This is a genomic window from Variibacter gotjawalensis (assembly GCF_002355335.1).
Classification (GTDB): Bacteria; Pseudomonadota; Alphaproteobacteria; order Rhizobiales; family Xanthobacteraceae; genus Variibacter; species Variibacter gotjawalensis.
On the sequence record NZ_AP014946.1, the window covers coordinates 4,090,891 to 4,116,418 of the forward strand.

Here is a 25,528-nt window from a genome sequence, read left to right on the forward strand (position 1 = left end):
TCCTGCTTGTCTGCCGCGACTATACGCTAAGCGTCCGGTTTTCCGAAACCACCGCCGCCGCAACTGCGTAACGTGACGACATCGTTCTGTTGCAACACCAGATTGGCCTTGCCGGGAATTTTCTGCTTCTCACCACCCCGTTCAAGCTCGACCTCGTACGTCGCGCCGTCCTCGCCGCCGCAAAGCCCGTAAGGCGGAATGACGCTGCGCTCGATGCAGGTAGTCAGCCACATCGACGGGGCCAGCACACGATAGGTCCGGATCACACCATCGCCGCCGCGAAATTTCCCCTTGCCGCCGACATCGCGGCGGATGCGTTGCTGCTCGATGCGCAGCGCGTAATTCGCCTCGATGATTTCGGTCGGCGTGTTCGACGTATTGGTGAGGTGGACGCGCGTTGCCGGGCATCCATCGCGATCGTGCCGCGCGCCCTCCCCGCCGCCATGCACTTCGTAGAGCATGCGCCACGATTGATCCGGCATCGGCTCGGCAAACGCCATCAAGCCGGAGGTTGCCGCACCGCCGGCGGAAAGACGTTCCGGAATGACAGTCTGCATGGCACGAAACGTCGCATCGACAATCCGCATCGATGTTTCGTGATTGCCCGCCGCAACCGAAGCATTCCATCCGGGTTCGAAGATCGAACCCGGCCGTGTGATGATCGTGAGCGGCCGCAGTGCGCCGGCGTTTTGCTGCATGTCGCGGCCGCTGAGAATACGCGCCGCATAGGCGACAGCCGATCGCGCGATGAACGGCGTGGTGTTGCAGAAATTCGCCACCTTGTCGCAGCTACCGCTGAGATCGAATGTCGCTTCGTCGCCGCGAATTTCGATGCGCACGTGAATGCGGGCTGGGCCACCGTCCGGCCCACCTTCGTCGACGTGGTCGACACCTTCGTAAACACCGTCGGGCAATTCGCTGAGCGCCGCCCGCATCTCGGCTTCGGAAAGATCGTGCAGTCGCGCGAGGACCGCCTCGAACGTATCCGTCCCGTGTTTCGCGCAGAGTTCGTGAATGCGCTTCTCCGCAGCGCGCGTCGCTGCGAGCTGCGCCAGAAGATCGCCTTCGCACGAGACCGGATCGCGGACGTTGGCAAGAATGAAATCGAGCACGTCGCGCTTGAGGCCGTCCTTGTCGGCGATCAGCATCGGCGGAATACGGATCGCTTCTTGGAAGGTATCGAACGCCGTCGCGAGATAACTGCCGGGCCACGTCCCACCGACATCCGGCCAATGCGCAAGACTCAGCGCAAACGCCACCAGCCGCCCGTCCGAATAGACGGGCCGCGCGATCTTCACATCGTTGAGGTGATTTCCGCCGAGAGCGCCGAGATTGTAAATGACAGCGTCGCCCTCGCGGAAACGCGACGCCGGATAGACCTTGAGCAACTCGCGCACCGTGTACGCCATCGCACCGAGATGGATCGGGATGTCGCGCCCCTGCCCCGCTAGCCCGCCTTCCGCATCCATGATGGCTGAGGAGAGATCGCCCGCCTCACGCAACAACGGCGAGCGCGCCGAGCGGATCATCACGAGGCTCATTTCTTCGGCCGCAGCCGAAAGCCCGTGCCGGATCACCTCGACGAGGAACGGATCGAGTGTCATGCCGAAATCCTCGAGAGAAACAGATTGCCGAGCGCGTCCGGCGTGGCGCGCCATCCGGGTGAGACGACCACCGTGGACCAAGCGTCTTCGATGATCGCCGGCCCTTCTACCGCACCGCTTAAGCTCTCGCGCGGCAGGATGGTCGTCGTCATGGTCTCACCATTGCCGAACACACAGCTCCGCTCGCGGCGCGCTGCGCTGGGACGGCCCGTCTGCAGCTTGCTGAAAGCCACAGACGATGATTTAGCGGCCTGAACACGCAGCGACTCAATCACGCACGGCTCCGCCGTCGCATAGCCGTAGCGCTCGCGGTGCAGCCGGTTGAAGTCCTCGCGCAAGCGCTCGATATCGAGCGGCAAGGTGAAGGACACCGGCATGCTGTCGTTCTGCGCCGCGTAGCGCATCAGCGCGACGGTCTCGACAACGATGTCTTTCTCCGCAATGCCGTTGGCGAGCAACGGCCCGCGCGCTTCATGGATGAGACTTTGCGCTCGCTCCGCGAAGACATCGATCGAGAGGCCATCGAGACCCATGCGCACCGTCTGCTGCTGCAAGAAGCTGAAATCCGCCGTCAGACAGCCGAGCGCAGAAAATGCGCTGGATGCGGCCGGAACGATGATCTCGTTCAAGCCATACGTCTCGGCGAGCCCCGTTGCATGCATCGGACCGCCGCCGCCGAAAGCGAGCAGCACGCACTCACGTCCGTCGATACCGCGTTCGACCGTGACACGGCGTAACGCGCGCGCCATCGCGGCATTCGCGACGCGGACGACACCGAGCGCGGTCGCTATGACGCTGAGCCCGAGCGCGTCGGCGATCGGCGCCAGCGCACGCTTCGCCGCTTCGATATCGACGGAGATCGCGTCGCCGAGCTTCACGGCGGGATCGAGATAGCCAAGCACAACGTTGGCGTCGGTGATCGTCGGCTCGGTGCCGCCACGGCCGTAGCATACCGGTCCCGGCACAGCGCCGGCGCTTTGCGGGCCGACGGTCAGGCCGCCCGGCCCAAGCTTCACGATCGAGCCGCCGCCGGCGCCGATCGAATGCACCGCCAGCATCGGCTGACGCAGCGGCCGTCCACCGATCATCCGCGTATCGGTCATCTCGGCGACGCCGTCGACGATGAGGCAAACGTCCGTCGTCGTGCCGCCCATGTCGAAAGTGAGGATACGCGGCTTGTCGAGATCGCGCGCGATGCGTGCCGACGCGGCGACGCCGGCGGCTGGACCCGACATCGCCATCACGACCGGGCGTCGCTTCACGGCAGGCAGCGAGACCATTGCGCCGGCGGAGTGGAAGACTTGCAGTCCTGGCCCGAGCGGCAGCTTCTTTTCCAGCTCCGTCAGATACTCGACCGCAATCGGCATCGCGGCGGCATTAAACACGGTGGAGGATGCGCGCTCGAATTCGCGCGATTCCGGGTTGATCTCGTGCGACGCGCAGACATGCGCGACATGCGATTTGATCTTCTCAGCGATGCGTTTTTCGTGATCCGGATTGGCGTACGAATGCAGGAGCGAAATCGCTGCACTGTCGACCTTGTTCGCCTTCAGCCACCCGATCAGCCGATCGATCTCGCTATCGCCGAGCGTCTCCAGAACGGCGCCCGTGAAATCGACACGCTCCTTGATCCCGAAGCAAAGCTGATGCGGCACAAGCGGCGGTGCCTTCGGCGGTACATCGAGACGATAGAGTTCCTGCCGCCGGTAGCGGCCAATCTCGAGCACGTCCTCGAAGCCCGCCGTCGTGATCAATGCGACGCGCGGCAAGCGTTCTTCGACGAGCGCATTGGTGATGCGCGTCGTGCCGTGAACAAAACGCCTGACCTCACCGGCTTTCACGCCGACCGCGTCGAGCGCCTCCAGCATCGCGCGCACCGGCGCGTCCGGTCGCGACGGCACTTTCGCGATGCGCGTCTCGCTACTCTCCGAATTGACCGCGATGATGTCCGTGAAGGTGCCGCCGATGTCCGTACCGATATCCCACAAACTCAAAACCTCCGCGCGCTCGGCAACGCCCAAGCGACGTCAACGTTAAATTTAGACACGATCAAGCGCGGCTGAGATCGCGATAATCCGCCTGGCGATGGAATGCGTAGGTGAAGCCCTGAACCTGCGGCATCATCACGGCATCCTGGTTCGGCTGCCACAGCATCACCATAGGCATCTCGCGCGCGACGATGTCGATCATCTTGCGCGACGTTGCCTGATACTTAGCGGCATCTGTCTCGAATCGCGCATCCTGCACCAGCGCCTCGAGTTCCGGATCGCGCATGCCGGAGAAGTTCCAGCGCTGCTCGAATGCGAAATAGGTCCGCATGAAATAATCGGGCGCCGGAAGCCAAGCTGTGCCGGTGCCGAGCGAGATCGCGAGCCGCCGCTCGACCTCCATCGTCGTATATTGCGCGTCCGGCATTTTCTGGATCGAGACATCGATCCCGATACGACCGAGCGACTCTTTGATCAGCGCTGCCATCGGCTCGCCGAAAGCGGCAGCGCCGGCCGGATACGAGAACGTCGTCGCAAAGCCCGACGCCATGCCGGCTTCGGCGAGCAAGCTCTTTGCTTTGTCGAGATCGAAACGCTCCGGCAGAGGCTGCGGGAAATCGCCGTTCGGCGCTTCCGTCCAGCTTGCGCCATAGAGGACGCGGCCTCGCTCGAACAATGCGGCCTTGAAGAGGTTTTCGTAAGGGATCGCGGCCGCGATAGCGGCACGCACTTTCGCGTTGTTGAACGGCGCCTGGCGCACATTGAACACCAGCGCCGTAAAACCGTTCGTCTGCGGGATAGCAAGAACCTTGACCTTCTTGCGCTGCTCCAGCGCCGAGATATCGCTCGCCTGCAGATCGATCGCGAGATCGGCGTCGCCGCGCTCGACGAGATTCGCGCGCGTCGCGGCTTCGGGCACGGTTTGCGCAATGACACGCTGGAAGAACGGCAGCTTGCCACCTGCGCCATTCTGCCAAGCTTCATTACGGCGCAAAATCGTCTGCTGGCCCGCGCGATGCTGCTCGACCGTGTAGGCACCGCCGGCCGCCGCATTCTCCTTGAGCCAATTGACGGCCCAGGGATCCTCTTCAGTCGCATTTTTCTTTGCGAGCGTGCTGTTGATCATCGGGCTGAACGGCACGCACAGATTGGCGAGCGCGAGGCGATCCGGCTTGTCCAGCATTACCTCGACGACATTGTCGCTGGCGATGCGGAACTGATCGGCCTTGGTCAGCGAACCCGACGCAAGCTGCGCGGGGGACAGCGTTTTCGAGATGACGGCGCGGTCGAGTGACCATTTGACGTCGGCGGCCGTCACCGGGCTGCCGTCATGCCACTTCGCGCCTTGGCGCAGATGAAAGGTGAGCGTGCGCCCATCCGCCGAGCGCTCGACGCGCTCGGCGAGTTCGCCGCGGATGTTGTCGAAATCGAAGGTCCAGTAATCGTCGACCTGCTTGCGGCCGAAGCTCGCCAAGCGATCGTAGACATTCATCGAAATTCCGAAGACTTCCCGGGTCGAACCTGGCGCCGTCGCATCGAGCGAGTTGATGGTGCCGCCCATCACATGCCGCAACGTTTCACCGCGCGATTGCGCCGACGCCTCAAAACCCGTGAGCGCCGTCGAAGCGGCACCTGCCGCTAGAAGTTTTACGGCGCTGCGCCGCGACATGTTTGTTGTTGTTTTCACGGTCCACCGTCAGGGTTGCCCGGCCCTCGATGGCAACACGTTAGCGGCTCGGGGCGCGAAATCGCAAGCCTCTATCGAGCCCGAGCGCATAACACGCGGCGCACCAATGCAAAGTGCGGTCTTGCGAAGCTCTCTGTCCTCGCTCCAATCTCCCGGCGTCGACCCCTGCGGCAACAGCCGGGGCGATTGTCCGTGATGACACGGGGAGGACGCGATGAACCAGCAGACGATCGCACAGATCTTATCCATCGGAGTTTTGGCGGGAACGATGACAAGCGCGGCAATGGCTCAAGATTCGGCCAAACAGGCAATCGACGCGAGCATGCGCTCCGCCATCGAGCGCAAAGACGTTCCGGGCGTCGTCGTGCTCCTGACTGATCGCAAGAGCGTACTGTACCAAGGCGCCTTCGGTGTCGCCGACGTCGCGACGGGGCGCCCTCTGGCGGCAGACGCGTTGTTCCGCATCGCGTCCATGACGAAGCCGGTGACCTCGCTCGCCCTCATGCAGCTGATCGAGCAAGGCCGCGTCGGCCTCGATGAGCCGGCACAGAAGTATCTCCCCGAGCTCGCCGACCTCAAGGTCTTCGAGTCCTTCGATCCCGCGACCGGTGCGTACAAAGTGCGCCCCGCATCGAAGCCCGCCACGGTGCGGCACTTCCTCACCCACACGTCCGGCCTCGCTTATCCATTCACCAGCACGATCTGGCGCGACTACAAGCCGCGCGCCGGCGAGACCTATCCGTTCGGCGGCCCGCTATTGTTCGATCCCGGCGAACGCTGGCACTACAGCACAAGCACGGACGTGGTCGGCCGGATGGTCGAAGTCGTCTCCGGGCAGAAGCTGGAGGACTATTTCCGTCAGCACATCTTCGCGCCGCTGAAGATGGACGACACCTCATACAATGTACCTGAGGCGAAAGCGCCGCGTCTCGTTGCTCAACAGCAGCGCGGCGGCGAGCGCATGGACGGCGCCATCGAGCTGCAGAACCCGCAGCTTGGTCTCACGATCCCCTCGCCCATCGGCGGCGGCGGCTTGGCATCGACGGCGGCCGATTACGGGCGTTTCATGCGCATGCTGCTCAACGGCGGCGAGCTCGACGGCGTTCGCATCATCAAAGCCGAAACCGTCGCGATGATGGGGCAAAACCACATCGGCGCCGTCACGGTTCCGGCACTCAAGAGCGCGCTCCCGCGCAGCGCCGACTTCACCTTCATCGCGGATGGCCGCGACAAATTCGGCCTGGGCTTCCTCATCACGACGGATCAAGTCGCCGGCAAGCGCTCGCCCGGCAGCCTAAGCTGGGGCGGCATCAACAACACGTTCTTCTGGGTCGATCCGGCGCGCGGCGTCGCCGGTGTCATCATGATGCAATACTTGCCGTTCGCCGACGCCAAAGCTCTAGCGACGCTGGATGCGTTCGAGCGCGGTGCCTACCAATTCATCGCGGCTCAGCAGTGATGTGACGCTTGAGACTCGGGGCGAAAGCCCCGCGCTCAAAACTCGCGATGCGGCAGGTGCGGCGCATCTGCGTTCACGAAAGTTGCGAACAGCGGAACGGAAGAATTTCTTTCTCTAATCGATTCGTTCAAATGTTTGGTTTGTGAAACATCAACCATCAGCTGCCAACTGTTTGACGCGGTTACGAGCTTCGGCTCGCTTTTGACTTCGCCGCATTGCGATCTACTATGGAGGCGCACGGCGATTGAACCCGTCGCTACGGTACCGCAAATCCGATGCCCGCTGCTGCCACTCCTGACAGGCCGCAAGACGCCGTCTTGGCGATGACGTTGCTTGGCAACTTCGCGCTGCGCGTCGGCGACAAAGACATTGTGCTTAAGAATCGCAAGGCGCAGGCGCTGCTGGGTTACCTCGCCCTTTCCGATTCGCGGCAAGAAAATCGCGAGCAATTGGTCGGCCTGCTGTGGAGCGACTCGTCCGAAGAGCGTGCGCGTGCCTCTTTGCGGCAAACGCTGCATGAAATCCGCGGCGCTCTTGAGCCCACCGGGTTCGGCGGCTTTCTGACCGACAAGCTCGGCGTCGCGCTCGATCGCAAGAATATCCGCGTCGACGTCACCGAAATGATTGCTGCGGCCGATGCCGGCGCGACGCATCCGAGTCTGCTCGAAGGAACCGATTGCGTCGAAGGTATTTTCCGGGGGATCGAGAGCACCGACCCCATGTTCCAGACCTGGGTCGCCGCGAAGCGCCAGACCATTCGTGATCATACGATCCGCAAGCTGGAAAACGCGCTCCGCCGCCAAGACAAGACCGTCGACAATACGCGTGACATCGCAAACTCGATCCTTAGTCTCGATCCGACGCACGAGGAAGCATGCCGCGTGTTGATGCGCCTTTACGCGGTCACCGGCGAGGCGAGCACGGCACTCCGCATCTACAAGAACTTATGGGACTTGCTCGAACGCGATTACGACGTCGAGCCGAGCCAACAGACGCAAGACCTCATCGCGGAAATCAAACTTGCGCTGCCACTCAGCGGCAGCCCGGCGCCGATCGCAACGGATACGCTGCACCTCCCGGATCCATCGGTCCGTCATCCCAGCGCGGAACCCCTGCAAACCGATCCGGGCTCACCGCGCCCGGCGCCGACCAAACTCGTGTTGTCGGTACGGCCCTTCTACCTCGCAGGCGGCCTAGCCACGAAAGACCATCTCGCGCAGGGCTTTCGTCGCGAGCTGATCAGCTGCCTTGTCCGCTTTCGCGAATGGCAGGTCCGCGACGCCAGCGACAGTCAGGCCGAGAGCGCCCGCAAGAAGGCCGACAACGAATATGTACTCGAGGCGACCGGTCACGAAGTGCAGGATGCTGTGCAGTTCGTCTTGACACTGCAAGATGGATCGACCGGCGCGTACCTGTGGAGCGAGAACCTCAATCTGACACTGGAAAATTGGCGTCAGTCGCAGCAGGTCGTCGTGCGGCGCGTCGCAACAGCGCTCAACGTGCATGTTTCGGCTGAGCGCCTGCAGCACATTGCGGGGCAGCAGCGGATCGATCTGAAAGCCTACGATGTCTGGCTGTACGGTCAGGCGACGCTGCTGGGCTTCGACCAGAACAGATGGGATGATGCGTCCGAGTTGTTCAAGAAGGTCGTGCAGCGCATGCCCTATTTCGCGCCGGCCTTTTCGAGTCTGGCACAGCTCAACAATTCGTATCACATCGTCAAACCAGGCGTGCTCCGCAACGCAGACCTGACGCGTCAGGCGCTGAGTTACGCGCACGAAGCGGTGCGGCTTGACCCGCTCGATTCACGCAGCCAGCTTTGTCTCGGCTGGTCGCACGCGATGGCGAAACTCTACGACCAGGCGATGATCTACATCCCGCTCGCCTACGATCTCAACGACAACGATCCGTGGACCAGAATCTCGGCCGCGAACTGTTTCGCCTTCTGTGGCCAGCACACGCGCGCGGTCGAGATCGTCGACACGATTCTGCGCGAGCAGGTACCATTCTCTCACGCCCAGCTGCCATGGGCTTACATCACGGCGACGCGATTTCTCGCCGGCGACTACGATGGATGCGTCGTCGCGGCCGATCTCGCCGGCGACCTCAACGCGAACGTACCCGCGTGGAAGAGCGCGGCGCTGTTTCATCTCGGCGAGCGCGATGCCGCCGCGGCCGCACTCAGCCGCTTTTTCACCACCGTGTCGCGGCGATGGACGTTGGAAGAGCCGGCGCGTCCCGAGACGATCACGCGCTGGCTGCTCCATATGTTCCCGATCGCCCGCGCGGACGACTGGGGGCGATTGAAAGAAGGACTGGCAGGCGCCGGGGCCCCCGTCGATGGCATTCACCATCATCAGTGGTAGCCGGCGCGACGCAGTGTCAGCCGCAGTTTCGAACCGCGTAGTCGCCGATGCGCGCGGCGTGGAGATCCAACAAGTCTTCTTTTGACAGATCCGTCGGAAAGTCGGCGCGGAAAAACTTGCTGTAAAACGGCGGCATCGGATATTCCGCGTTTGCGCCGTCGAATTTTCTTTCCGTCGCCTCGACCATCGTCTTGGGCGGAAGCTTCAGCACCACGGTCTGCGGGCTGTATTGAATGATCGCCAGACCATCCTGCTCGTCCGGAAAAGTGATCGTAACACCGAGTTCGAGACACATCGCAACCAGTTCCGGCTGCGTGCGCGGAAGCGTCAGCGGTGGATCGTTGGGATTGACGTAGTTTTTCCCGGTCGCCCACGACTTCACGATCTTGCCCCATCGAATGTCGTCGCTGATTTTCATTTCTGTCGCCATAGACTTCTCCTCTTCCGATTGAACACAAGGCATCGCGTTATGGGGTAGCGCCCACGCTGCGCATAAAGGTCAGGAGTTCCGGCATCGAGCGGATCTCCGGAATGTCGCGCGCCACGTCTTTGTCGAGTCCCAGCGGCTCGAGAACGCTCGCCGCTTCGGCGAAAGACTTCTGCGTATCGAGATGCTTTTCGCCCACGCTGAGCGGGTGCTGAGACATCGCGCCGAGTATCGTCTCGGCGACGACGACCGAGCCGAGAGGCCCGAGAAACTGCCCGCCGCCTTTGAACAGCGGACCTCTTCGGTCCCCAAGAGCAGCTTCGAACAGCGTGAAAAATGGGAGCGGAGGATCTTTTGTTATGGCCGCGACATCGCCGCTATCGAGTTGCGGACCGATCCCCATCGAAGTTGCTTCCAGCCACGTTGTCAGCGGAGCGACATAATCGGAGTAAGGCGGCAAGAAGTTCGCAAGCTCCGTCGAACGAGAGCGTAATTCGTCGATCAGCGCCGGCACCGACCACATATTCGCGAAAGCCGAACTCACGAGATCGCGGCTGTGCAGGCCCGGGAGATCAGGCGTTCCGTCGAGGCCGGATGTAAGCGCGCGAAAGAAGAGCTCGCTTTTCAGTACGCCCGAAAAATTCGGTCCAAGCCGGCGGCTGTGATTGATTTTGGCAGCGCTGCCCTCGGTCTGAAAGAAGCGCTTCCAATCGATAACCCAAGTCTCGCTGACCGGCATGAATTTGGGGACGCGCTGCGCGCTGAACATCAGCGCTTGATTGGTCTCTCTTTCCTGGTCCGCCTCGCCGCGGATGAAATAGCTGTCGCGGACCATGGCGTGCCCGCATCGAAAAGCGCCATGCGCGAACTCGACCGGGATGCCGCTCGCGTTGTCGGTCACGCGAGATTTCCCATCGAGCACGTAGTATTTGAAGGCGATCGGATGGAGCAGCTTACCGAGTACGTCGTAGAGAATGATCTTTCGGTAGATAAAAGTCACGACAAAGCGCGACAGGATGAAGGCGTGATAGGCCTTCTCGGCAGCCGACTGCCCGCTGACTTTGGGTTCTATTTTGTCGATGATGCAATTGTGCAATCGATGCCACAACAGCGTCAGCTGCGAGATCAGCGCATGATCGTCGTTACGCGCATCGGCGACGAGCGCCTCGGTGAGCAAAGCCTCGTTGATGCTCTTGCTCTCAGGCGCGACGTCGTTTTGCACGCCAATGGAAATTGCGCGCCCGATGTCGTTGCCGGGCTGTGCGGGAAGTCCAGCCCCCGCGCGCGAACGGCCGACACGCAAGCGCGTGCGCGGCACGTTTCCGGATTGCGCGGCGCAAGCTTCGGAGCGCGCATAAGCGTGCGGACAAACGTCAGGGCCCCCGCCGAAGATCGTGTCGAGCGATAATGCCTGAACTCTCGAATTATGGACGCCATATTCGTCGCCCTGCGCGGTCGATAGCGATATCGACGTGTTGACGAGATCGTGCGCGATCAGTTGCAAAAGATATGTGTAACCCGACGGGATGCGCGGATTATCTGCCGCATCGGCAGCACCCGAAAGAACATCCGGCCACGGCTTCTCGCGCCCGATCCGCGCTGCGAGCTTGCGCATCAGAACGCGCAGATCTTGATTGCGGCCCAAAGACTGGCCGAATGCGTTGGATTCCCGCAGCGGAATGAGATTTCGCATGCCGCTAAAGCTGTCGACAATCGCCCTTGCGAGTGGCGGCTTCGCACCATCCTGGTAGGTCTTCCGGCTGGCGTTGCTGGCGATGAAGGAGTTGCTGATCCCGTGCATTGTCCCGCCTCTCTCTTGGCGAAGAGATCATCACGGCAGCGTCATTCGAGCGTGATTTCGCATTCCAGCTTTCGAGTGACGCGGAATTCTCAAGCGAATTCATCACGATGTCAGATGCGCAAAACGAAGAACGGTCGCACAGCATGCGACCGTTCTTCTGCGACAATTTTCTGAAATTCAGCCTCGTCGGCCGGCGACGAGACTCACCCGCCCGCAATTGCGCGTCAGTCGACAGGACAGTCGGCTATCAAGACCGATATCTGGTCTTCGTTTCGCGATGTGGCACGCCCGGCACACAGGCTTCTAACCCACGGCTCGGGCACCACGACGTGCACGATCAGCTCTTCCGTGCCGCGCGCACCGGCCTCAAACAAAGCCAGCTGCAGCAACTCGTTACGCAGCCGATCGCCGCCCCGCATCGCCAAGGACGTCAGCGTGATTTCGGCGCGACGCCAATCGCCTGGATAAACCGGATAGAGTTCGACAACACCGTGAAGCAAGCCGTTACGGCTATAGCCGAGCGCCCAACTTCCGTTCCAATCGCGCTGACTTACAAAATCCGACAGTGAGGCGGCGCTCTTCATGGCGCCGAAACGAGCGCGTCGCTGGTCTGGATTGAGCGCCAGATAGTGGTCGAGCAGCGTCTCGGCATCGACGTGCGAGAGTTCGTGGTAGCCGTTATGACCAGCGGCTTTCTCTTGAGATTGATCGAGAACCGAAAGTGGAACGTTGAAGCCCATGAGAGTGCTCCTGAATCTGACGAATTTCGAGTGATGGATCTGGGAAGCTGTCAGCGCGGCCGCGCCAACACGATGTCGCGCGGCGCGGGCTCATAGAACCCATTCGCATCGGACGTCAGCGGCACGTAAACTTGGTCACGCGGTAAGACGGGGGATGGGATGATCCTGAGCTGTGCCGCAGGCATGACGCTGGTCGGCGTCTGGGACGGGTGGTTTGCCTCGACAGAAGTCAACACGAAGACCATGATCGTGAGGAGCGTGATAAATGTTGTCGCGATAACGCTGGCCCAGATGCCGAATGTCGGCGAACGTTCTGGTTGATCGATATGTGTCGGCATGGCTGCCTCATCTGCTGAAGTACGGCACCTTTCGTTTGTGCCGGCACACTCTCGCGCCGCGCCTCCGCGGATGCGTCAATCAAACGCAGCAGTCTTTGCGCATTTTTGTTGCATCACTTCGATGACGGCCGGCAGCGCCAGGATGGCCATGTAATGGCCATCGCCTCTCTCGACATCGATTTGACCGAGGGCGAAGGTGCGCAGCTCGCAGCAGCCGTTGTCAGAGCCGACCCTGCTCTCGCACAAGCGCAGAAACTTCTGACACGAACATTTCTGCTGCGTTCCGATTGGGCTCCCGGCCTATGTTTCGTCGGGGCGCAAGCTACATACGGCAACCAAAACTTCAGCGTCGGCGGCGGCGGTCTATCGATCGAGCGCGCGACCGCATCGTGCCTCGGCGAGGCCGCCGAACGCGTGTCGCAAATCGAGCGGCCGGGCGATGTGCTACATCGAGGGTCGGATGCGCGAGTCTTGGACAGCACGCGCGGGCTCATTGAGCTGATCGCGCCCGAAGTGGCGTCTCATGATGCCGACTGGATCGCAGGCGTCGACCTCCACGGTCAAACGAACAAAGTGCCGGCGGATTGGTGCTTACGGAGAGCGGAGGACGGGCCGTTGCGCGCGCCTCGAACAGCGCTCAGCACCGGCTGCGCGGCGGGTCCGAGCAAGCAAGCTGCGACGATACGCGGCCTGTTGGAGTTGATCGAACGCGACGCTGCTGCTCTGTGGTGGAGCGGCGCGCGCAAGCCCGCAGCTGTTCCAACTAGTGATCGCATCGAAGGCATCATCCGAGACTTGCGAGGCAGTGCATCGGGCCGCAAGACGTGGCTGCTCGATATCTCATCCGACATCGCAATCCCAGTCGTTGCCGCCCTCGCCTGCGACGCCGAGCAGCGAAACCTGGCAGTCGGTATAGCGGCGCGCTGCACATTCGAAGCCGCGGGCACGGCTGCGCTCGTTGAGCTCTGCCAAATGGAGCTAGGTCTGCAGCTAGCCCGGCTGAAAGCCGATCGACGTGGCCCCCTCACCGACGACGACGAACGCCATCTCGCGCGTGGTCGCATCAATGTCGCTTCGGAAGCGCGCCTGAACGGCGTGGCCCAGTGCAACATGCGCTCGGCCGTCCCGGGCTTAGACGAACTGGCTCATATCATTACGGCACTCGACGCACAGCATATCGAAGCAACAATCGTCGACCTCACGCGCCCGGATATCGGCGTACCGACCGTAAAAACCATCGCGCCTCGTCTGCAGCCGCTGCCCAGCGGATTCCTCACGCCGCGCCTTGCGGCCGCGTTGCAGGCCGGCGGAACATGGCCGCCAGCCATTCCGCTGCACTGACGCCGGGCCCGATCTCACGATCAAACCCATGTGATTGCCAGAAGCTGGCGTCATTCCACCGTCAGTCGCGTCAATTGTCCGGAATTTCGCTGGGCTGACAGGCAGATGATGGGGCCGGCCCATGCTGCCTCCATGTTCACGAGCCTCCAAGCGCTCACGTTCAGCGTAAGGGCTCACAAACGTGGGGAACGTCAATGCAGCTCTCTCAGTTTCTGCCGGACCGAAAACTCGTCAAGCACACACCGCCAGCCGACAACATCGGCACGCACGAGCCGTTCAACCTCGGCCGCTTGATGACGCGGACGCTCGATATGCTCAGCTACGGGATCGTGCTGATCGATTGCGGCATGCGTCCCGTCTTCGCCAACAAGACTGCGCAGGAATTCCTCGATCAGGGACGCGTCGACCTTTCGCACAATCCGACCCGTCATCGCCGCGATCCCGCATCCGATTTGCGCCGTCTGATCGTCGACTGCGTCGTCTCCGGCAACAGCAGCCTGCAGACGTGCCAGATCGGCGAGCCGCCGTTGCTGTGCACCGTCGCTCGTCTGCAGACTGACGGTTACGCTGATGTCGTCGAAACCTGCGCGATACTGTTCCTGATCGATCCTGAGCATTCGCAGGAGTCGCCGCACAGCCTACGCAGCTTCGGACTGACGCCGGCAGAATCCGGCCTCGCCGCTGAATTCGCTAAAGGCGAGCGGCTACGCGACTGCGCGCGCCGGCTTGGCATCGCGACATCGACTGCGCGCACGCATCTCCATCGCATCTTCGACAAGACCGGCGCGTCCCGGCAGGTCGATTTGATGCGGCTCATCCTCACATCGACGCCGGCATTGCGTTGCAGCCGCCGCAACAGCTAGCGCCGTCGTAATCGCTCACGCATATCTCAACGGAGAAACCCCATGATCACCTTCAAGCAGAATATTCGCGACCAGGCACACGTCGGCAGCGACGGAGCGATCGCTGCGATGATTGGAGCAAGCATCGCGGGCGACGGCGCGTCTGGAACCGGGTCCGCAGAAACGGCGAACCAGCGGCGCAGCATCTCGCGTTGGATGGCGGCGCTGCTTCTGATCGCGCCTCTCGGATTATCCGCCGGACTTCTGTATCAGCACATCGGTGCGATGCCGGATCAAGGCGCGGAACTCCCCGCCGAGTGCACGCGCAACGACGACGATGCGGTCGAGCGCCTGGTCGCGCTCGTGCGAGGCAAGTCGGACGCGGACTTGCGGCAAACCGCCGACGCGATTTTCCGCATCCGCCGAGCGCGACGTAACTGCCACGCTGGTTTCATCTCACTGGCTGAGAGCGATTACCGTGCGCTCCGCAAGCTTGAGCTAAAACCCTAGTACTGCCGACGGCACACGCACTTAAGGAATTCTCTGCCACTGCCAACGCTTAAAGCTCCAGGGCGGGACAGGCGTCAGTTGCCCTGCGCCTCTCCGTCCTCTTCGGCGTGAAGCCGCTCGATCGCAGGCTTTTCCGCACTGACATGCGCGGAGGCAAACTGACCGAACTTGTCCTCGAATATGACGGTTAGATCGTCGAGCCCGCGTTGTTTGGCGGCTTGCCAGAATTTTGCGTGTTTACGGTCGCCGTCCCCAGACATTCAAACACGCTCCTGCAGCTCTTCGATGCCAAGCGTTTTCACAGGCGGATCGGTGTTGTCGCCGACGAGCCCGCTGCGCCTCGCAGCGCTCCGGATCCGAACGAGCATGAAATGCGCGGTCTTGTGCGTCACGTTCATGACGTCGCTGAGTTGGCGCACGCTGATGTGCTCCGTGCCGCACGCTGTGAGGTAGATAGCCTGCAGCCACTTATGCATCGGCACATGACTGGAATCGAACATCGTGCCGGAGCGGACCGTGAACAGTTTGCGGCAGTGGTAGCACTTCCTAAGGCCGAGTCGTGTCTGCGCTCCACGCAGCGCGCCGATGCGCGATTCAGCGTGACACCACGGACACGTCGGACCTGTCGGCCAAAGATATAACTCGACAAGATGATAAGCTGCGGCCTCATCTTGAAAGCTATTAAACAGCTCGATGCTCATGCGCTGCTGTGTTCCGTTCTTCTCGTTTTTCGGATCACGTAAACGTCAAAGTTTCGGCTATTTGTGCATTGCGAAGACCGTGCCAAGTGTCTGAATCGTTTATTTTGTGAGCGAACGACGCCGCGATGTGCATTCACCGCCTGCCGCTAAATCATTGTGACGTCCGCACGCACATAACTGCTTTCTAATTACGCTTCACGATTCTGACATTTTCAAACCACTGCGCAGCCTGCCGCCACTTTGATAAACTTTGAAGCAAAATGGGTTCGAAACATCTCGTTGCGGCTTGTTAACTTTTCGGCAAGCATTCTCGCGCCGCAGCAATAAGGATGTACGCATCCGAAACTGCAGCTCGCGAAATCGTTCCGCTGTCAAAACGACTTCGACGCACCCGATGACGAAAACAAGAACGGAATCAACCGCGATTTTCGCGGAACGGGAAAGCTTTGCCTATGAGCGTTCCTCTTCCTGATCAGGCGCCTGACGCCACACTGGTAATCCCACGACGTGTTGGCAGCGCGCAAAGAGTCCGCCCCATCGGAGGCGGCTTAAAACGTGCTTTCGACATCGTCTTTGCCGGCAGCGCGCTGATACTTCTCTCGCCAATGATCCTGATGGTGGCTTTGCTCGTTCGCATGTCGGATCGTGGTCCGATCTTCTTCAGCCATCAACGCGTCGGCTATCAGTATCGTCCGTTCGGCTGCATCAAATTCCGGACGATGGTGGTCGATAGCCAAGCAGTTTTGGCCAATTATCTCGCGAACAATCCCGAGGCCCAGCGTGAGTGGGAAGTATCACGAAAGCTGACGCATGACCCGCGCGTCACGCCTCTCGGCAACATACTTCGGCTGACCAGCCTCGACGAATTGCCGCAGCTTTGGAACATCTTGCGCGGCGACATGAGCATTGTCGGCCCGCGTCCTGTGGTTCAAGATGAGCTGCGGAAATACGGCGTAAATGCTCAATTTTACGCCGAGACACGCCCCGGCCTCACGGGCGCGTGGCAGGTCAGCGGCCGATCCGACACGCAGTATGAAACACGGGTCGCGCTCGATCGTGCCTACGTCGAAACGTGGTCGATGCGCAAAGACGTGGTGATCATCCTGCGCACTATCCCGGCCGTCATCTTCAGCCGCGGAGCCTACTGAAATGCGCGTCGCGATCATTCATTACTGGCTGGTCGGCATGCGGGGCGGTGAAAAGGTTCTCGAAGCCTTGTGCGAAATGTATCCGCAAGCCGACATCTTCACACACGTCGTTGTGCCCGAGGCCATATCAGAGCGAATCGCAAGACACCGCATCAAGACGTCTTTCATCGCGAAGCTCCCGCGAGCGCACATTTGGTACAAAAAGTACCTGCCACTTATGCCGATCGCGCTCGAGCATCTCGACCTGCGCGATTACGATCTCGTGATCAGCAGCGAGTCTGGACCCGCGAAGGGCGTCATCCCGGCGCCGGGGGCGCTGCATGTCTGCTATTGCCACTCGCCGATGCGATACGTCTGGAATATGTACCACGACTATCGGCAGACGGCAGGCAGCGCGACCCGCATGAGCATCCCGCTTGCGGCGCACTACCTGAGAAACTGGGATCAAAACGCCTCAGCGCGCGTCGATACATTTGTCGCCAACTCACATAACGTCGCATCCCGCGTGCAGAAGTATTATCGGCGCGATGCGGAGGTCGTCTATCCGCCCGTCGATATCGCCGGGTTCGCGCGAAGCGACTCTGTTGCGCCTGGCGACTTCTATCTGATGGTCGGCGAACTCGTCGCCTATAAGCGCCCGGACCTCGCCGTCCACTCCTTCAACGCAACCGGCGCGCCGCTTGTCGTCATCGGTGGCGGTGAAATGCTGGAGAAGCTGCGCCGCGACGCGCGGCCAAACGTCAAGATCCTCGGGCCGCAGCCTTTTGCGGTTCTCAAAGACCACTATGCCCGCTGCAAAGGGTTGATATTCCCGGGCGAGGAAGATTTCGGGATCGTTCCGGTCGAAGCCATGGCGGGTGGACGCCCCGTAATCGCATTTGGACAAGGCGGCGCGCTCGAAACCGTTATCGACGGGCAAACCGGCATTTTGTTTCATGAACAGTCGGTCGAGGCGCTCCTCGACGCGATCGAACGCGCCAATGCCACAAGCTTCGACGCCGCACGAATTGCAAATCATGCAGCAGCCTTTAGCGTCGGCAGGTTCAAGCAGGAAATGTCGGCTGCGATCAACCGCGCATTTGTCGAACATTCGCCGGCCCGGGTGCGGCAAGGCCGTATCGGTCTCGCTGAAGACAGGAAGCGGGCCGCTTATGCTTGACCCGACCAGCATGCGCGGCGAGTTGCGGGCGGTCCGAAAGATCGTCGCGTTCAACGTAAAATACAGCCCAAATCTCGGCGATGGCGTCATCGCAGCCTGCATCGAGTCGGAACTCGCGAAACGCTTTCCGCATGCCGAGATCAAAACGCTCGACCTCGCGGGGCGAACGGAAAGGCCGACCACTGACGCCGGCGGCCGGCGTGTCTTGCTCTTGCGCACGCTCAATCGTTTGCCTGGGCGATTGCGCGAAATCGCCACCGAGCTCGCCCTGCGTTGTCTTGTAAGCATCCGCTGCGTCCCGCTGTGGCGGAAGGAATTATGCGGCGCCGATTGCGTGGTGTTCGGCGGCGGCCAACTGATCCAAGATCAGGACCTGAACTTTCCGGTCAAGCTCGCCATCGCCAGCCGCGAAGCACGGCGTTTTCAGATTCCCTGCAGTATTTACGCTGTAGGCGTCGCTCGCGTGACGTCCGCGCGAGCCCAAAAACTCGTCGCACGTTTCCTCAGTAAATCCCATGCCTTCACGAGCGCTCGCGATTCTCAGTCGGTCGATAATCTCAGAGCACGCGGCGCCGGCGACGTGGTGCTGGCACCAGATCCCGCCCTTCTTGCTGCCAACACTTGGCCGCGCGCGCCACACGCCCCCCGCGTCCGTGCCAGGATCGGACTATGCATCACGCATCCCGCTGTCCTACATCATCACGGCTCGGTTGGGTCGGGCGATGATCTTGTTGCCGGATACGAACAACTCATCAGCGATTTACTCCGCAGCAATTACGACGTTGCGTGCTTCACGAACGGAGCTCACGAAGACGACCTTCTGCTCGGAGAATTAGTTGCGCGCACGCGCCATCTCGATGCGTCGGGTCTGCGAGTCTGCGGCGTGCCGCGCCCGAAGACACCGGAAGAACTCGCTCAGATCGTCGCGGCCTGCGATGGAATCATCGCACATCGGCTACACGCATGCATTCTAGCCTACGCGTATCGCATTCCGAATATCGGCCTTGTCTGGGATAGTAAGTTGACCGGCTTCTTCGCCGACCTAGGGCGAATTGACTACACTTTTGCACTGCTTCCGAGCACGAGCCACGCCATCGTTATGGCGATGCGCAATACGCTTCACGATGGCATCGATGTTTCGTTGCATGGGCAGCATATTGCTCAAGCAGAACGCGGAATGGACGCACTTGCGCGTGGGATGGCCGACGCGGTGCGCGCCCGCGCTGTACGAGCAGAGAAGACACTCGACGATCTCGCCGCGAGGCCGATGGCATGGATCTAGAGCCCATCGGCTTTGCCACCATCGCAGCCTGCGCTGCGATTTTTGTCTACCGCGTCCGGTTCGCAGTTTGGGCCCTTTGCCTTGCGCTACCGTTAGGCGCAGCCGCTGCGATCAAGCTGCCGGCAGCGGGCGGTGCCAGCATTCTACCAAGCCTTCTCATCGCGCTCTCATTGATTGCCGTCGTCACGCTGAACCCAAAACTGCGGGCAATTGCGTTGGAGAGCGCTAGGCCGCCACTCCCCGGCTTCTGGATGCTCGCGTTCACGATTTACGGCATCGCGACTGCAATTTTCCTTCCGCGCATCTTCGCCGGAATGGTCAACGTCTACTCGCTCGCGCGCGTCGGTGAAGACATCGGCATCGTTTCATTGCCGCTCTCGCCGCGCTCGAGCAATATCACGCAGTCCGGCTATCTCGTCGTCACCCTGCTGACATTCTTGTCGATCCAGGCAATCGCGCTTGCAGGAGGGATTCGGGTCATCCGAGCTGCCCTCCTCGCGGCCGCATGTGCCACATTGTTCTTCGCAGTCGCCGACATAATCACCTTCTACGCTGGCCAAGCGTGGCTGCTCGGCTTCATCCGCAATGCCAACTATCGAATGCTTGAGGCGGGGCAAATCGGTGGACTGAAACGCATCGTCGGATCGTTCTCAGAAGCCGGCGCCTACAGTTACGCCGCTCTCGGCTTCTATGCGTTTACTCTCAGCCTTTGGCTGAATGGTGTCCGGCCGGCGCTAAACGGTACACTTGCTGCGCTGCTCGGCATCTCGCTGCTCGCCTCGACATCGTCGATGGCATACGTATCGATCGCGCTCTTCACGGCCGTCATCCTCTACGGACGTATCGCAAATCTCGTCGCCGGACGTTTGACGCGGCAGGATTCGATATTCCTATTCTTCATGATCGTCGGGCCTATCGGGCTGATCGCACTGATCATTCTCGCTCCAGCTCTGTGGTCCGCGGTTATCGATCTCTATGACGCAACCATCGTCAATAAGCTCGCGACGCAATCCGGTATCGAGCGCATGCGTTGGAACGAGCATGCGTATCGTGCATTCATCGCGACTTCCGGCTGGGGCACAGGCGTCGGTAGTGTTCGAGCATCGAGCGCTATCCTAGCGAATCTATCGAACGTCGGAATCATCGGCACGCTGCTGTTCGCCGCGATGATCTACTCGATTGTCGTGTACAAAGGTGTCGCGCGCTCCGAGGAACAGAAAACCGCGCTGGCGGCAACTCACGCATCGCTCGTCTTGGCAATTGCCGCATGCATCTCGGCGGGCGGCACCGATCTGGGCCTTATATTCGCGGTCTTCGCCGGGCTCGCCGCCTCTGCTCACAGCCGAGCAATCGCGCATCATCGTATTGGTCCGCGATTTGCCTATCCTTCCTCACCGAACTCAGAACCCGCGGCAGCTTAGATGTATCCACCAGACCCAAGTGCACTCCGCATCAACCGCGTACATGCGTTGCAGGATGCTCAATCGATATCGTTGCGTGAAATTCTAGCTTTCGTTCGCTCCAACATTTCTATCATTGCCGCGTCGATCACGGTCTGCACGCTCTTAGCTATCTTCTATCTCTTGATGGCGACGCCGATCTACTCAGCCGACGCCAGTGTTCTGATCGAGACAAGCCGCGGCTTCAACACGCCCAACGAGGCCGTGCGTACCGACTTGATGACAGATCAGGCACGCGTCGAAAATCAGATGGAGATCATCAAGTCGCACCGCGTCGCGCAAGTCGTCATCGCTAAACTGCAGCTCGAATCGAACGACGAATTCTCGACGTCGCCGACGTCGATTTCTCTGCTGTTCCAGAGCATCGCCAAAATCTTCTCGGGCGAGCCAACAGCCGAAGAGCTTGCGCGCGAACGCAAAAAACAATCGCGCAGGGTTCAGGCTCGATTTATCGAGCGGATGGCCGTGAGGCGTATCGGCCAATCACTTGTCATGGAGGTCGCCTTCCTCTCGCGCTCGCCAGAACTGGCCGCCGAAGTTGCTAACGAAATTGCCGACGCCTACGTCCGCGATATCGTCAACGACCGTTCTGAGCTGGCCCGGCGGCGCACCGAGTGGCTTTCCGAACGTCTGGACTTACTCCAGAAGCAGACATTCGACGCACAACGTGCGGTCGAGCGCTTCAAGCTGCTTGGCGATACTGGTCCGGCAGCAGACATTCGCGCAAAGCTCGCCGAACTCGAAAGCGTGTCGCAAAGCTATCGGCGCATGTACGACGGCTTCCTGCAGCAATACGCAGAGACATCGCAACGCGTTTCGTATCCGGAACCCGACGCAAAAATCGTGTCGCAGGCGGAAATCCCGCTACGAAAGACACACCCCCGCAGCATCCTCATTCTCGCATTCTCACTGTTCCTCGGTGTTGCAAGTGGCACCGGTATCGCGCTCGTGCGCTCGACTATGAAGCGGAGCGTCGGCGCTCCAAAACAGATCCCCGAGCAGATCGGCGTTCCTTGTCTCGGGGTTACGTCCGACATCGGCGGCGCGATCTCGCGCAATCGCGTCCGCATTCCGTCTCCCCCGTGGCTCGCCTCGGTTCCGTGGCTTGCCAAGGCACCTTGGTTTGCTCTGCCTCCGGCGCCGACAGGTCTCTCCCTGTCGTCAATGGGCGATATGAACTTCGCACTTTCTCGGCAGCTGCGGGAGGTCAAAGCGTCGATAAACGCGCTGACACTGCGCCAATCTTCGCTTTGCATCGGCGTCGTATCGCCCCGCAGCGGAAGTGGCGCCACCACGGTTGCTGCTGGGCTCGCGTATCTCTACGCGAATTCCGGCAAGAAGACGCTGCTGATCGATGCATGCAACAACACATCGCGCCTAAGCCGTGAGCTCAGCAACGGCGATCAAGTCGGTCTGATGCAGGCGATGCGCTCGACGGATGCGTGGACGCAAGTGCTGGAGCGCGAGACCACTCTGCCATTCCGCCTGCTTCCGCGCGGCGATCAGCGCGACGGCGATTCGCCGGCCGATCGCTTCGGCGCAAAGGATTCCAGCTTCCAGCGCATGCGCGAAGAGTTCGAAGTCGTCATCGTAGACCTTCCATCGCTATCGACGTCATCGGATGCACGGACAATCGGCAGTTACCTCGACGGCGTTGTGGTCGTCGCGGACTTTGCTTCGACGACGATCGATAAGCTGACTTCTGCAGTAGGTGAGCTTCATGAGGCACGCTCTGATGTGTTGGGTGTCGTCCTCAACAAAGTCGACGAAAATCGCCGTGTCCGTTGGCGCATGTAGGGAGTGAAACCATGACAATGAGCGATGTCTCGATTACTCGTGCCGCCACCATCGATCTGATCCGCAGCCGCCCTCGCTTGAAAAGTACGCTCAAGCGCGTGCTCGAAGTCGTCGGGTACGACACCACGGATTGGGTCCGGGTCGTCATGTATCAACGTTGCTTCGAGCATCTGCGCAAGATGAAGCCGGAGGCTCTTGATGCGCTCGAAATCTCCGCTGGCCCGCACTGGAAACGCGCCGTGCCTTTCCGCTCGTTCACCGGAACGAGCTACCCGGCATTCGACGTTTGCCACGAACAGCTTCCCAGCCAGTATGACGTGATCATCGCCGATCAAATATTCGAACATCTCGAATGGCCGCTGCGCGCCGCGAAAAACGTGTACGAAATGCTGCGGCCAGGCGGCACGTTTGTCATCGCGACGCCATTCCTGCTCCGATATCACGCATCGCCGATCGACTGCAGCCGCTGGACAGAACGCGGCCTCTCGCATCTTTTGCAGGAAGCCGGCTTCCCGGCCGATCACATCAAGACGGACGCGTGGGGCAATCGCGCATGCGTGAAGGCCAATTTCAAGCGTTGGGCAAAGCGCGGCTTCTTCGGCTCGCTGCGCAACGAACCCGATTTTCCCGTAATGGTGTGGGCGTTCGCGCAGCGGCCGCTGACCGAACCTTCCAGAACGAACTGAGGAGCAACCGCTGTGCGGATCGCAGTGGGAATCGCCACGGCTGGACGCCCGGAAATCCTGGCGCAGACGTTGGATATTTTCGCCGATCAAACCTTGAAGCCGATGCGCACGATTGTTTGTGCGCCATCTCTCGCCGACGTCGGCGATGCGACGCGGCACGAGGGGGTGGAAGTTGTTATCAGCGAACGCGGCCTGACGCGGCAGCGCAACGCCATTATCGCAGCACTTGATCCAAGCGATATCGTGGTCTTCCTCGACGACGACTTCATTCCCTGCCCAAACTACCTACGAGAAATCGCTGATACCTTCGAAAAGAGCCCCACGATCGTCATGGCAACCGGTCGCGTCATTGCCGACGGCATCAACGGTCCGGGGCTTAGCTTCGCTGACGCGATGTCGGTTTTGGCCGACGCGCCTGTTGAAATCGAGGTTCCTCCGCTTGTTCCCGTCTACAATGGTTATGGGTGCAATATGGCGGTGCGGCTCGGCCCCGTATTCGCGCATAGCCTGAAGTTCGACGATAGCCTTCCTCTCTATGGCTGGCTCGAAGACGTCGATTTCAGCCGCCAGATTGCGCGCTTCGGCAGCATTATCAAAGTCTCGACAGCGCGCGGCGTCCATCTCGGCGTGAAGTCGGGCCGGCAGTCCGGCCGCCGGCTCGGCTATTCGCAAATTGCGAACCCTTTGTACCTTGTCCGCAAGGGCACGTGCTCGTGGCAGAAGGCCCTCTATCTGCTCTCGCGCAACGTGCTCGCCAACGCCGGAAAACTCGTTCGGCCTGAACCCTATGTCGATCGACAGGGGCGCTTTGTCGGCAATCTCCGCGCACTCGCTGACCTCGTCACGGGGCGTTTGGAACCGATGAGGGCAGCAGCACTATGACGATGTCCGACGCCAACCTTCGATCGCTCGCGACGCTCGGAGCCCTCCGAGCCGGAACGACGATCGACCGTCTTGTCGTCATCAACGATGTGTCCGTGGTGCGCGGCGGCGCCACGAATGTCGCGATGACTTCGGTTCGCCTGCTCAGCGAGCGGGGAATTCCCGTTACGTATTTCACCGGAGACGATGGCCTGAACGCTGACGAAAAGCTTCAGGACGTCGATGTGGAAGCCGTTGGCGCAAAGCACATTCGCGAGGCCGGGCTACTGCATGGCGCAAGCAGCGGCCTCTATAACCGAACGTCGGCGAGTGCTCTTGCGGAGTGGATTGCGAAGAACGACACGCCGCGAACGGTCTACCATCTTCACGGCTGGTCGAAGATTCTATCCCCCTCGATTTTCGCCCCGCTTCGCCGAGTCGCTCCTCGCCTGGTCGTCAGCGCGCACGATTTTTTCCTCGTCTGTCCGAACGGCGGTTACTACGACTTTCAAGCGCAGTCCGTCTGCAATCTTCAGCCAATGACGCTCGCCTGCGCGGCGAAGTCTTGCGATCGACGGAACTACGCTCACAAGCTGTGGCGGCTCGCTAGGCAGACTGTGCGCGACAAACTATTCCGCTTCGCCAATCACGGCTCGACGGTCCTTGCCGTACACGAGAAAATGCTCCCGCTCCTGGCCTTCGGCGGACTACCCCCGGACAAGCTTCGCACTCTGCGCAATCCGGTCACGCCATGGCGCGCGAACCGCGTACGCGCCGAGCAAAATCGTGATTTCATTTTTGTCGGCCGCCTCGAGCAAGACAAAGGTGCCGATCTTTTTGCGGAAGCTGCACGTCGCGCTGGCGTCCCGGTCACTATTGTCGGAACCGGTCCGCAGCACGATGTAATCGCGAAGATCTATCCGGAGGCGAAACTCGTCGGCTGGAAGTCACGGCAGGAGATCGTTGAGATTGCAGGCAGTGCTCGCGCGCTGGTGATGCCGAGCCGCTATCGCGAGCCCTTCGGCCTCGTGGCACTTGAAGCCTTGATGAGCGGCATCCCAACAATCGTCACTCCTCAATCGATGATCGCGGAAGAGTTGGTGGCAGCCGGAATGGCCGTTGCGTGCGACGCCAATGCGGTCGATGAACTCGCCGCGCTCCTCAGACGCCTTGCCGCCGATGACGCCGATATCGCGTCGATGAGCCGAACCGGATTCGCCGAAGCCCACCGCTTCGCCCTTTCGCCGAACGAATGGGCGAACCGCCTTCACGCCATCTACATCGAAGCCGCCAACCAGAACGCGTCAGGGTGAGCTCATGCGTATTCAGTA

General features: G+C 60.9%; 23 protein-coding genes. 13 read left to right on the forward strand and 10 right to left on the reverse strand.

The annotated features are described in order from the left end of the window. Positions 1–26 precede the first annotated feature (26 nt). The 3 genes from GJW30_RS20050 to GJW30_RS20060 form a co-directional block, all read right to left on the reverse strand. Positions 27–1,604 (reverse strand): hydantoinase B/oxoprolinase family protein, encoded by a 1,578-nt coding sequence (locus GJW30_RS20050; protein WP_096358156.1) that lies wholly within the window; start codon positions 1,602–1,604, stop codon positions 27–29. Further along, positions 1,601–3,592, reverse strand: coding sequence for a hydantoinase/oxoprolinase family protein (locus GJW30_RS20055; protein ID WP_245408572.1), 1,992 nt, complete (start codon positions 3,590–3,592; stop codon positions 1,601–1,603). Before GJW30_RS20055 ends, GJW30_RS20050 begins: the two co-directional genes overlap by 4 nt. Positions 3,593–3,653: 61 nt before the next feature. Further along, entirely contained in the window at positions 3,654–5,261 is a 1,608-nt protein-coding gene (locus tag GJW30_RS20060) for an ABC transporter substrate-binding protein (RefSeq protein WP_096358157.1), read from the reverse strand. 301 nt (positions 5,262–5,562) lie between these two features. Between GJW30_RS20060 and GJW30_RS20065 the strand changes: the two genes are divergently transcribed. Further along, positions 5,563–6,738, forward strand: coding sequence for a serine hydrolase domain-containing protein (locus GJW30_RS20065; protein WP_157746798.1), 1,176 nt, complete (start codon positions 5,563–5,565; stop codon positions 6,736–6,738). 35 nt (positions 6,739–6,773) lie between these two features. On the opposite strand, the gene GJW30_RS22780 is transcribed toward GJW30_RS20065, so the two are convergent. Then, a complete protein-coding gene (locus tag GJW30_RS22780; RefSeq protein WP_157746799.1) occupies positions 6,774–7,505 on the reverse strand; it encodes a hypothetical protein in 732 nt (243 codons plus the stop codon). On the opposite strand from GJW30_RS22780, the gene GJW30_RS20070 reads away from it, so the two are divergent. Next, positions 7,458–9,104, forward strand: a complete 1,647-nt coding sequence (locus GJW30_RS20070) for a BTAD domain-containing putative transcriptional regulator (RefSeq protein ID WP_157746800.1) — start codon at positions 7,458–7,460, stop codon at positions 9,102–9,104. The genes GJW30_RS22780 and GJW30_RS20070 overlap by 48 nt on opposite strands. 16 nt (positions 9,105–9,120) lie before the next feature. Here the strand turns inward: GJW30_RS20070 and GJW30_RS20075 are convergent, their stop codons facing one another. The 4 genes from GJW30_RS20075 to GJW30_RS20090 form a co-directional block, all read right to left on the reverse strand. Then, complete coding sequence (locus GJW30_RS20075) at positions 9,121–9,534, reverse strand: hypothetical protein (protein ID WP_096358160.1); 414 nt, start codon at positions 9,532–9,534, stop codon at positions 9,121–9,123. Between the two features lie 37 nt (positions 9,535–9,571). Beyond that, positions 9,572–11,332, reverse strand: coding sequence for a peroxidase family protein (locus GJW30_RS20080; RefSeq protein WP_096358161.1), 1,761 nt, complete (start codon positions 11,330–11,332; stop codon positions 9,572–9,574). A gap of 224 nt (positions 11,333–11,556) precedes the next feature. After that, positions 11,557–12,072, reverse strand: a complete 516-nt coding sequence (locus tag GJW30_RS20085) for a hypothetical protein (RefSeq protein WP_096358162.1) — start codon at positions 12,070–12,072, stop codon at positions 11,557–11,559. Between the two features lie 50 nt (positions 12,073–12,122). Next, positions 12,123–12,410, reverse strand: coding sequence for a hypothetical protein (locus GJW30_RS20090; protein ID WP_096358163.1), 288 nt, complete (start codon positions 12,408–12,410; stop codon positions 12,123–12,125). A gap of 153 nt (positions 12,411–12,563) precedes the next feature. Between GJW30_RS20090 and GJW30_RS20095 the strand changes: the two genes are divergently transcribed. The 3 genes from GJW30_RS20095 (at position 12,564) to GJW30_RS20105 (ending at position 15,103) form a co-directional block, all read left to right on the forward strand. Then, complete coding sequence (locus GJW30_RS20095) at positions 12,564–13,751, forward strand: YcaO-like family protein (protein ID WP_096358164.1); 1,188 nt, start codon at positions 12,564–12,566, stop codon at positions 13,749–13,751. Between the two features lie 194 nt (positions 13,752–13,945). Continuing rightward, entirely contained in the window at positions 13,946–14,614 is a 669-nt protein-coding gene (locus tag GJW30_RS20100; RefSeq protein ID WP_096358165.1) for a helix-turn-helix transcriptional regulator, read from the forward strand. A 42-nt stretch (positions 14,615–14,656) separates the two neighbouring features. Beyond that, complete coding sequence (locus tag GJW30_RS20105) at positions 14,657–15,103, forward strand: hypothetical protein (RefSeq protein ID WP_096358166.1); 447 nt, start codon at positions 14,657–14,659, stop codon at positions 15,101–15,103. A gap of 74 nt (positions 15,104–15,177) precedes the next feature. Here the strand turns inward: GJW30_RS20105 and GJW30_RS20110 are convergent, their stop codons facing one another. After that, complete coding sequence (locus GJW30_RS20110) at positions 15,178–15,363, reverse strand: hypothetical protein (RefSeq protein WP_096358167.1); 186 nt, start codon at positions 15,361–15,363, stop codon at positions 15,178–15,180. Beyond that, on the reverse strand, positions 15,364–15,804 hold the full coding sequence (locus GJW30_RS20115; protein ID WP_096358168.1) for a transposase: 441 nt from the start codon (positions 15,802–15,804) through the stop codon (positions 15,364–15,366). Between the two features lie 452 nt (positions 15,805–16,256). Between GJW30_RS20115 and GJW30_RS20120 the strand changes: the two genes are divergently transcribed. From GJW30_RS20120 to GJW30_RS20155, 8 genes are all read left to right on the forward strand, one after another. Beyond that, on the forward strand, positions 16,257–16,952 hold the full coding sequence (locus GJW30_RS20120) for a sugar transferase (protein WP_096358169.1): 696 nt from the start codon (positions 16,257–16,259) through the stop codon (positions 16,950–16,952). Position 16,953: 1 nt separating this feature from the next. Beyond that, entirely contained in the window at positions 16,954–18,111 is a 1,158-nt protein-coding gene (locus GJW30_RS20125) for a glycosyltransferase (RefSeq protein ID WP_096358170.1), read from the forward strand. 10 nt (positions 18,112–18,121) lie between these two features. Next, the gene (locus tag GJW30_RS23040) at positions 18,122–19,393 is read left to right on the forward strand and encodes a polysaccharide pyruvyl transferase family protein (protein WP_245408758.1); all 1,272 of its coding nucleotides are present in this window, start codon (positions 18,122–18,124) and stop codon (positions 19,391–19,393) included. Beyond that, positions 19,384–20,814 (forward strand): hypothetical protein, encoded by a 1,431-nt coding sequence (locus tag GJW30_RS20135; RefSeq protein ID WP_096358172.1) that lies wholly within the window; start codon positions 19,384–19,386, stop codon positions 20,812–20,814. The genes GJW30_RS23040 and GJW30_RS20135 overlap by 10 nt, the downstream gene beginning before the upstream one ends. A gap of 72 nt (positions 20,815–20,886) precedes the next feature. Then, positions 20,887–22,650 (forward strand): Wzz/FepE/Etk N-terminal domain-containing protein, encoded by a 1,764-nt coding sequence (locus GJW30_RS20140; RefSeq protein ID WP_165391590.1) that lies wholly within the window; start codon positions 20,887–20,889, stop codon positions 22,648–22,650. An 11-nt stretch (positions 22,651–22,661) separates the two neighbouring features. Beyond that, positions 22,662–23,336 (forward strand): methyltransferase domain-containing protein, encoded by a 675-nt coding sequence (locus tag GJW30_RS20145; protein WP_245408573.1) that lies wholly within the window; start codon positions 22,662–22,664, stop codon positions 23,334–23,336. Between the two features lie 12 nt (positions 23,337–23,348). Further along, entirely contained in the window at positions 23,349–24,218 is an 870-nt protein-coding gene (locus GJW30_RS20150) for a glycosyltransferase family 2 protein (protein ID WP_096358174.1), read from the forward strand. Beyond that, positions 24,215–25,510 carry a glycosyltransferase family 4 protein gene (locus tag GJW30_RS20155; protein ID WP_096358175.1) on the forward strand — a complete coding sequence of 432 codons (1,296 nt, stop codon included), beginning with the start codon at positions 24,215–24,217 and terminating at the stop codon, positions 25,508–25,510. The genes GJW30_RS20150 and GJW30_RS20155 overlap by 4 nt, the downstream gene beginning before the upstream one ends. The last annotated feature ends 18 nt before the right edge of the window (positions 25,511–25,528 follow it).

Bases quoted from the DNA above. Each gene is read 5' to 3' on its own strand.
- GJW30_RS20115 (WP_096358168.1), bottom strand. From the start codon at position 15,804: ATGAGCATCGAGCTGTTTAATAGCTTTCAAGATGAGGCCGCAGCTTAT.
- GJW30_RS20070 (WP_157746800.1), top strand. From the start codon at position 7,458: ATGTTCCAGACCTGGGTCGCCGCGAAGCGCCAGACCATTCGTGATCAT.
- GJW30_RS20085 (WP_096358162.1), bottom strand. From the start codon at position 12,072: ATGGGCTTCAACGTTCCACTTTCGGTTCTCGATCAATCTCAAGAGAAA.
- GJW30_RS20120 (WP_096358169.1), top strand. From the start codon at position 16,257: ATGAGCGTTCCTCTTCCTGATCAGGCGCCTGACGCCACACTGGTAATC.
- GJW30_RS20145 (WP_245408573.1), top strand. From the start codon at position 22,662: ATGACAATGAGCGATGTCTCGATTACTCGTGCCGCCACCATCGATCTG.
- GJW30_RS20050 (WP_096358156.1), bottom strand. From the start codon at position 1,604: ATGACACTCGATCCGTTCCTCGTCGAGGTGATCCGGCACGGGCTTTCG.
- GJW30_RS23040 (WP_245408758.1), top strand. From the start codon at position 18,122: ATGCGCGGCGAGTTGCGGGCGGTCCGAAAGATCGTCGCGTTCAACGTA.
- GJW30_RS20075 (WP_096358160.1), bottom strand. From the start codon at position 9,534: ATGGCGACAGAAATGAAAATCAGCGACGACATTCGATGGGGCAAGATC.
- GJW30_RS20110 (WP_096358167.1), bottom strand. From the start codon at position 15,363: ATGTCTGGGGACGGCGACCGTAAACACGCAAAATTCTGGCAAGCCGCC.
- GJW30_RS20135 (WP_096358172.1), top strand. From the start codon at position 19,384: ATGGATCTAGAGCCCATCGGCTTTGCCACCATCGCAGCCTGCGCTGCG.
- GJW30_RS22780 (WP_157746799.1), bottom strand. From the start codon at position 7,505: ATGATCACGAATGGTCTGGCGCTTCGCGGCGACCCAGGTCTGGAACAT.
- GJW30_RS20100 (WP_096358165.1), top strand. From the start codon at position 13,946: ATGCAGCTCTCTCAGTTTCTGCCGGACCGAAAACTCGTCAAGCACACA.
- GJW30_RS20080 (WP_096358161.1), bottom strand. From the start codon at position 11,332: ATGCACGGGATCAGCAACTCCTTCATCGCCAGCAACGCCAGCCGGAAG.
- GJW30_RS20060 (WP_096358157.1), bottom strand. From the start codon at position 5,261: ATGTCGCGGCGCAGCGCCGTAAAACTTCTAGCGGCAGGTGCCGCTTCG.
- GJW30_RS20155 (WP_096358175.1), top strand. From the start codon at position 24,215: ATGACGATGTCCGACGCCAACCTTCGATCGCTCGCGACGCTCGGAGCC.
- GJW30_RS20065 (WP_157746798.1), top strand. From the start codon at position 5,563: ATGGCTCAAGATTCGGCCAAACAGGCAATCGACGCGAGCATGCGCTCC.
- GJW30_RS20105 (WP_096358166.1), top strand. From the start codon at position 14,657: ATGATCACCTTCAAGCAGAATATTCGCGACCAGGCACACGTCGGCAGC.
- GJW30_RS20095 (WP_096358164.1), top strand. From the start codon at position 12,564: ATGGCCATCGCCTCTCTCGACATCGATTTGACCGAGGGCGAAGGTGCG.
- GJW30_RS20090 (WP_096358163.1), bottom strand. From the start codon at position 12,410: ATGCCGACACATATCGATCAACCAGAACGTTCGCCGACATTCGGCATC.
- GJW30_RS20125 (WP_096358170.1), top strand. From the start codon at position 16,954: ATGCGCGTCGCGATCATTCATTACTGGCTGGTCGGCATGCGGGGCGGT.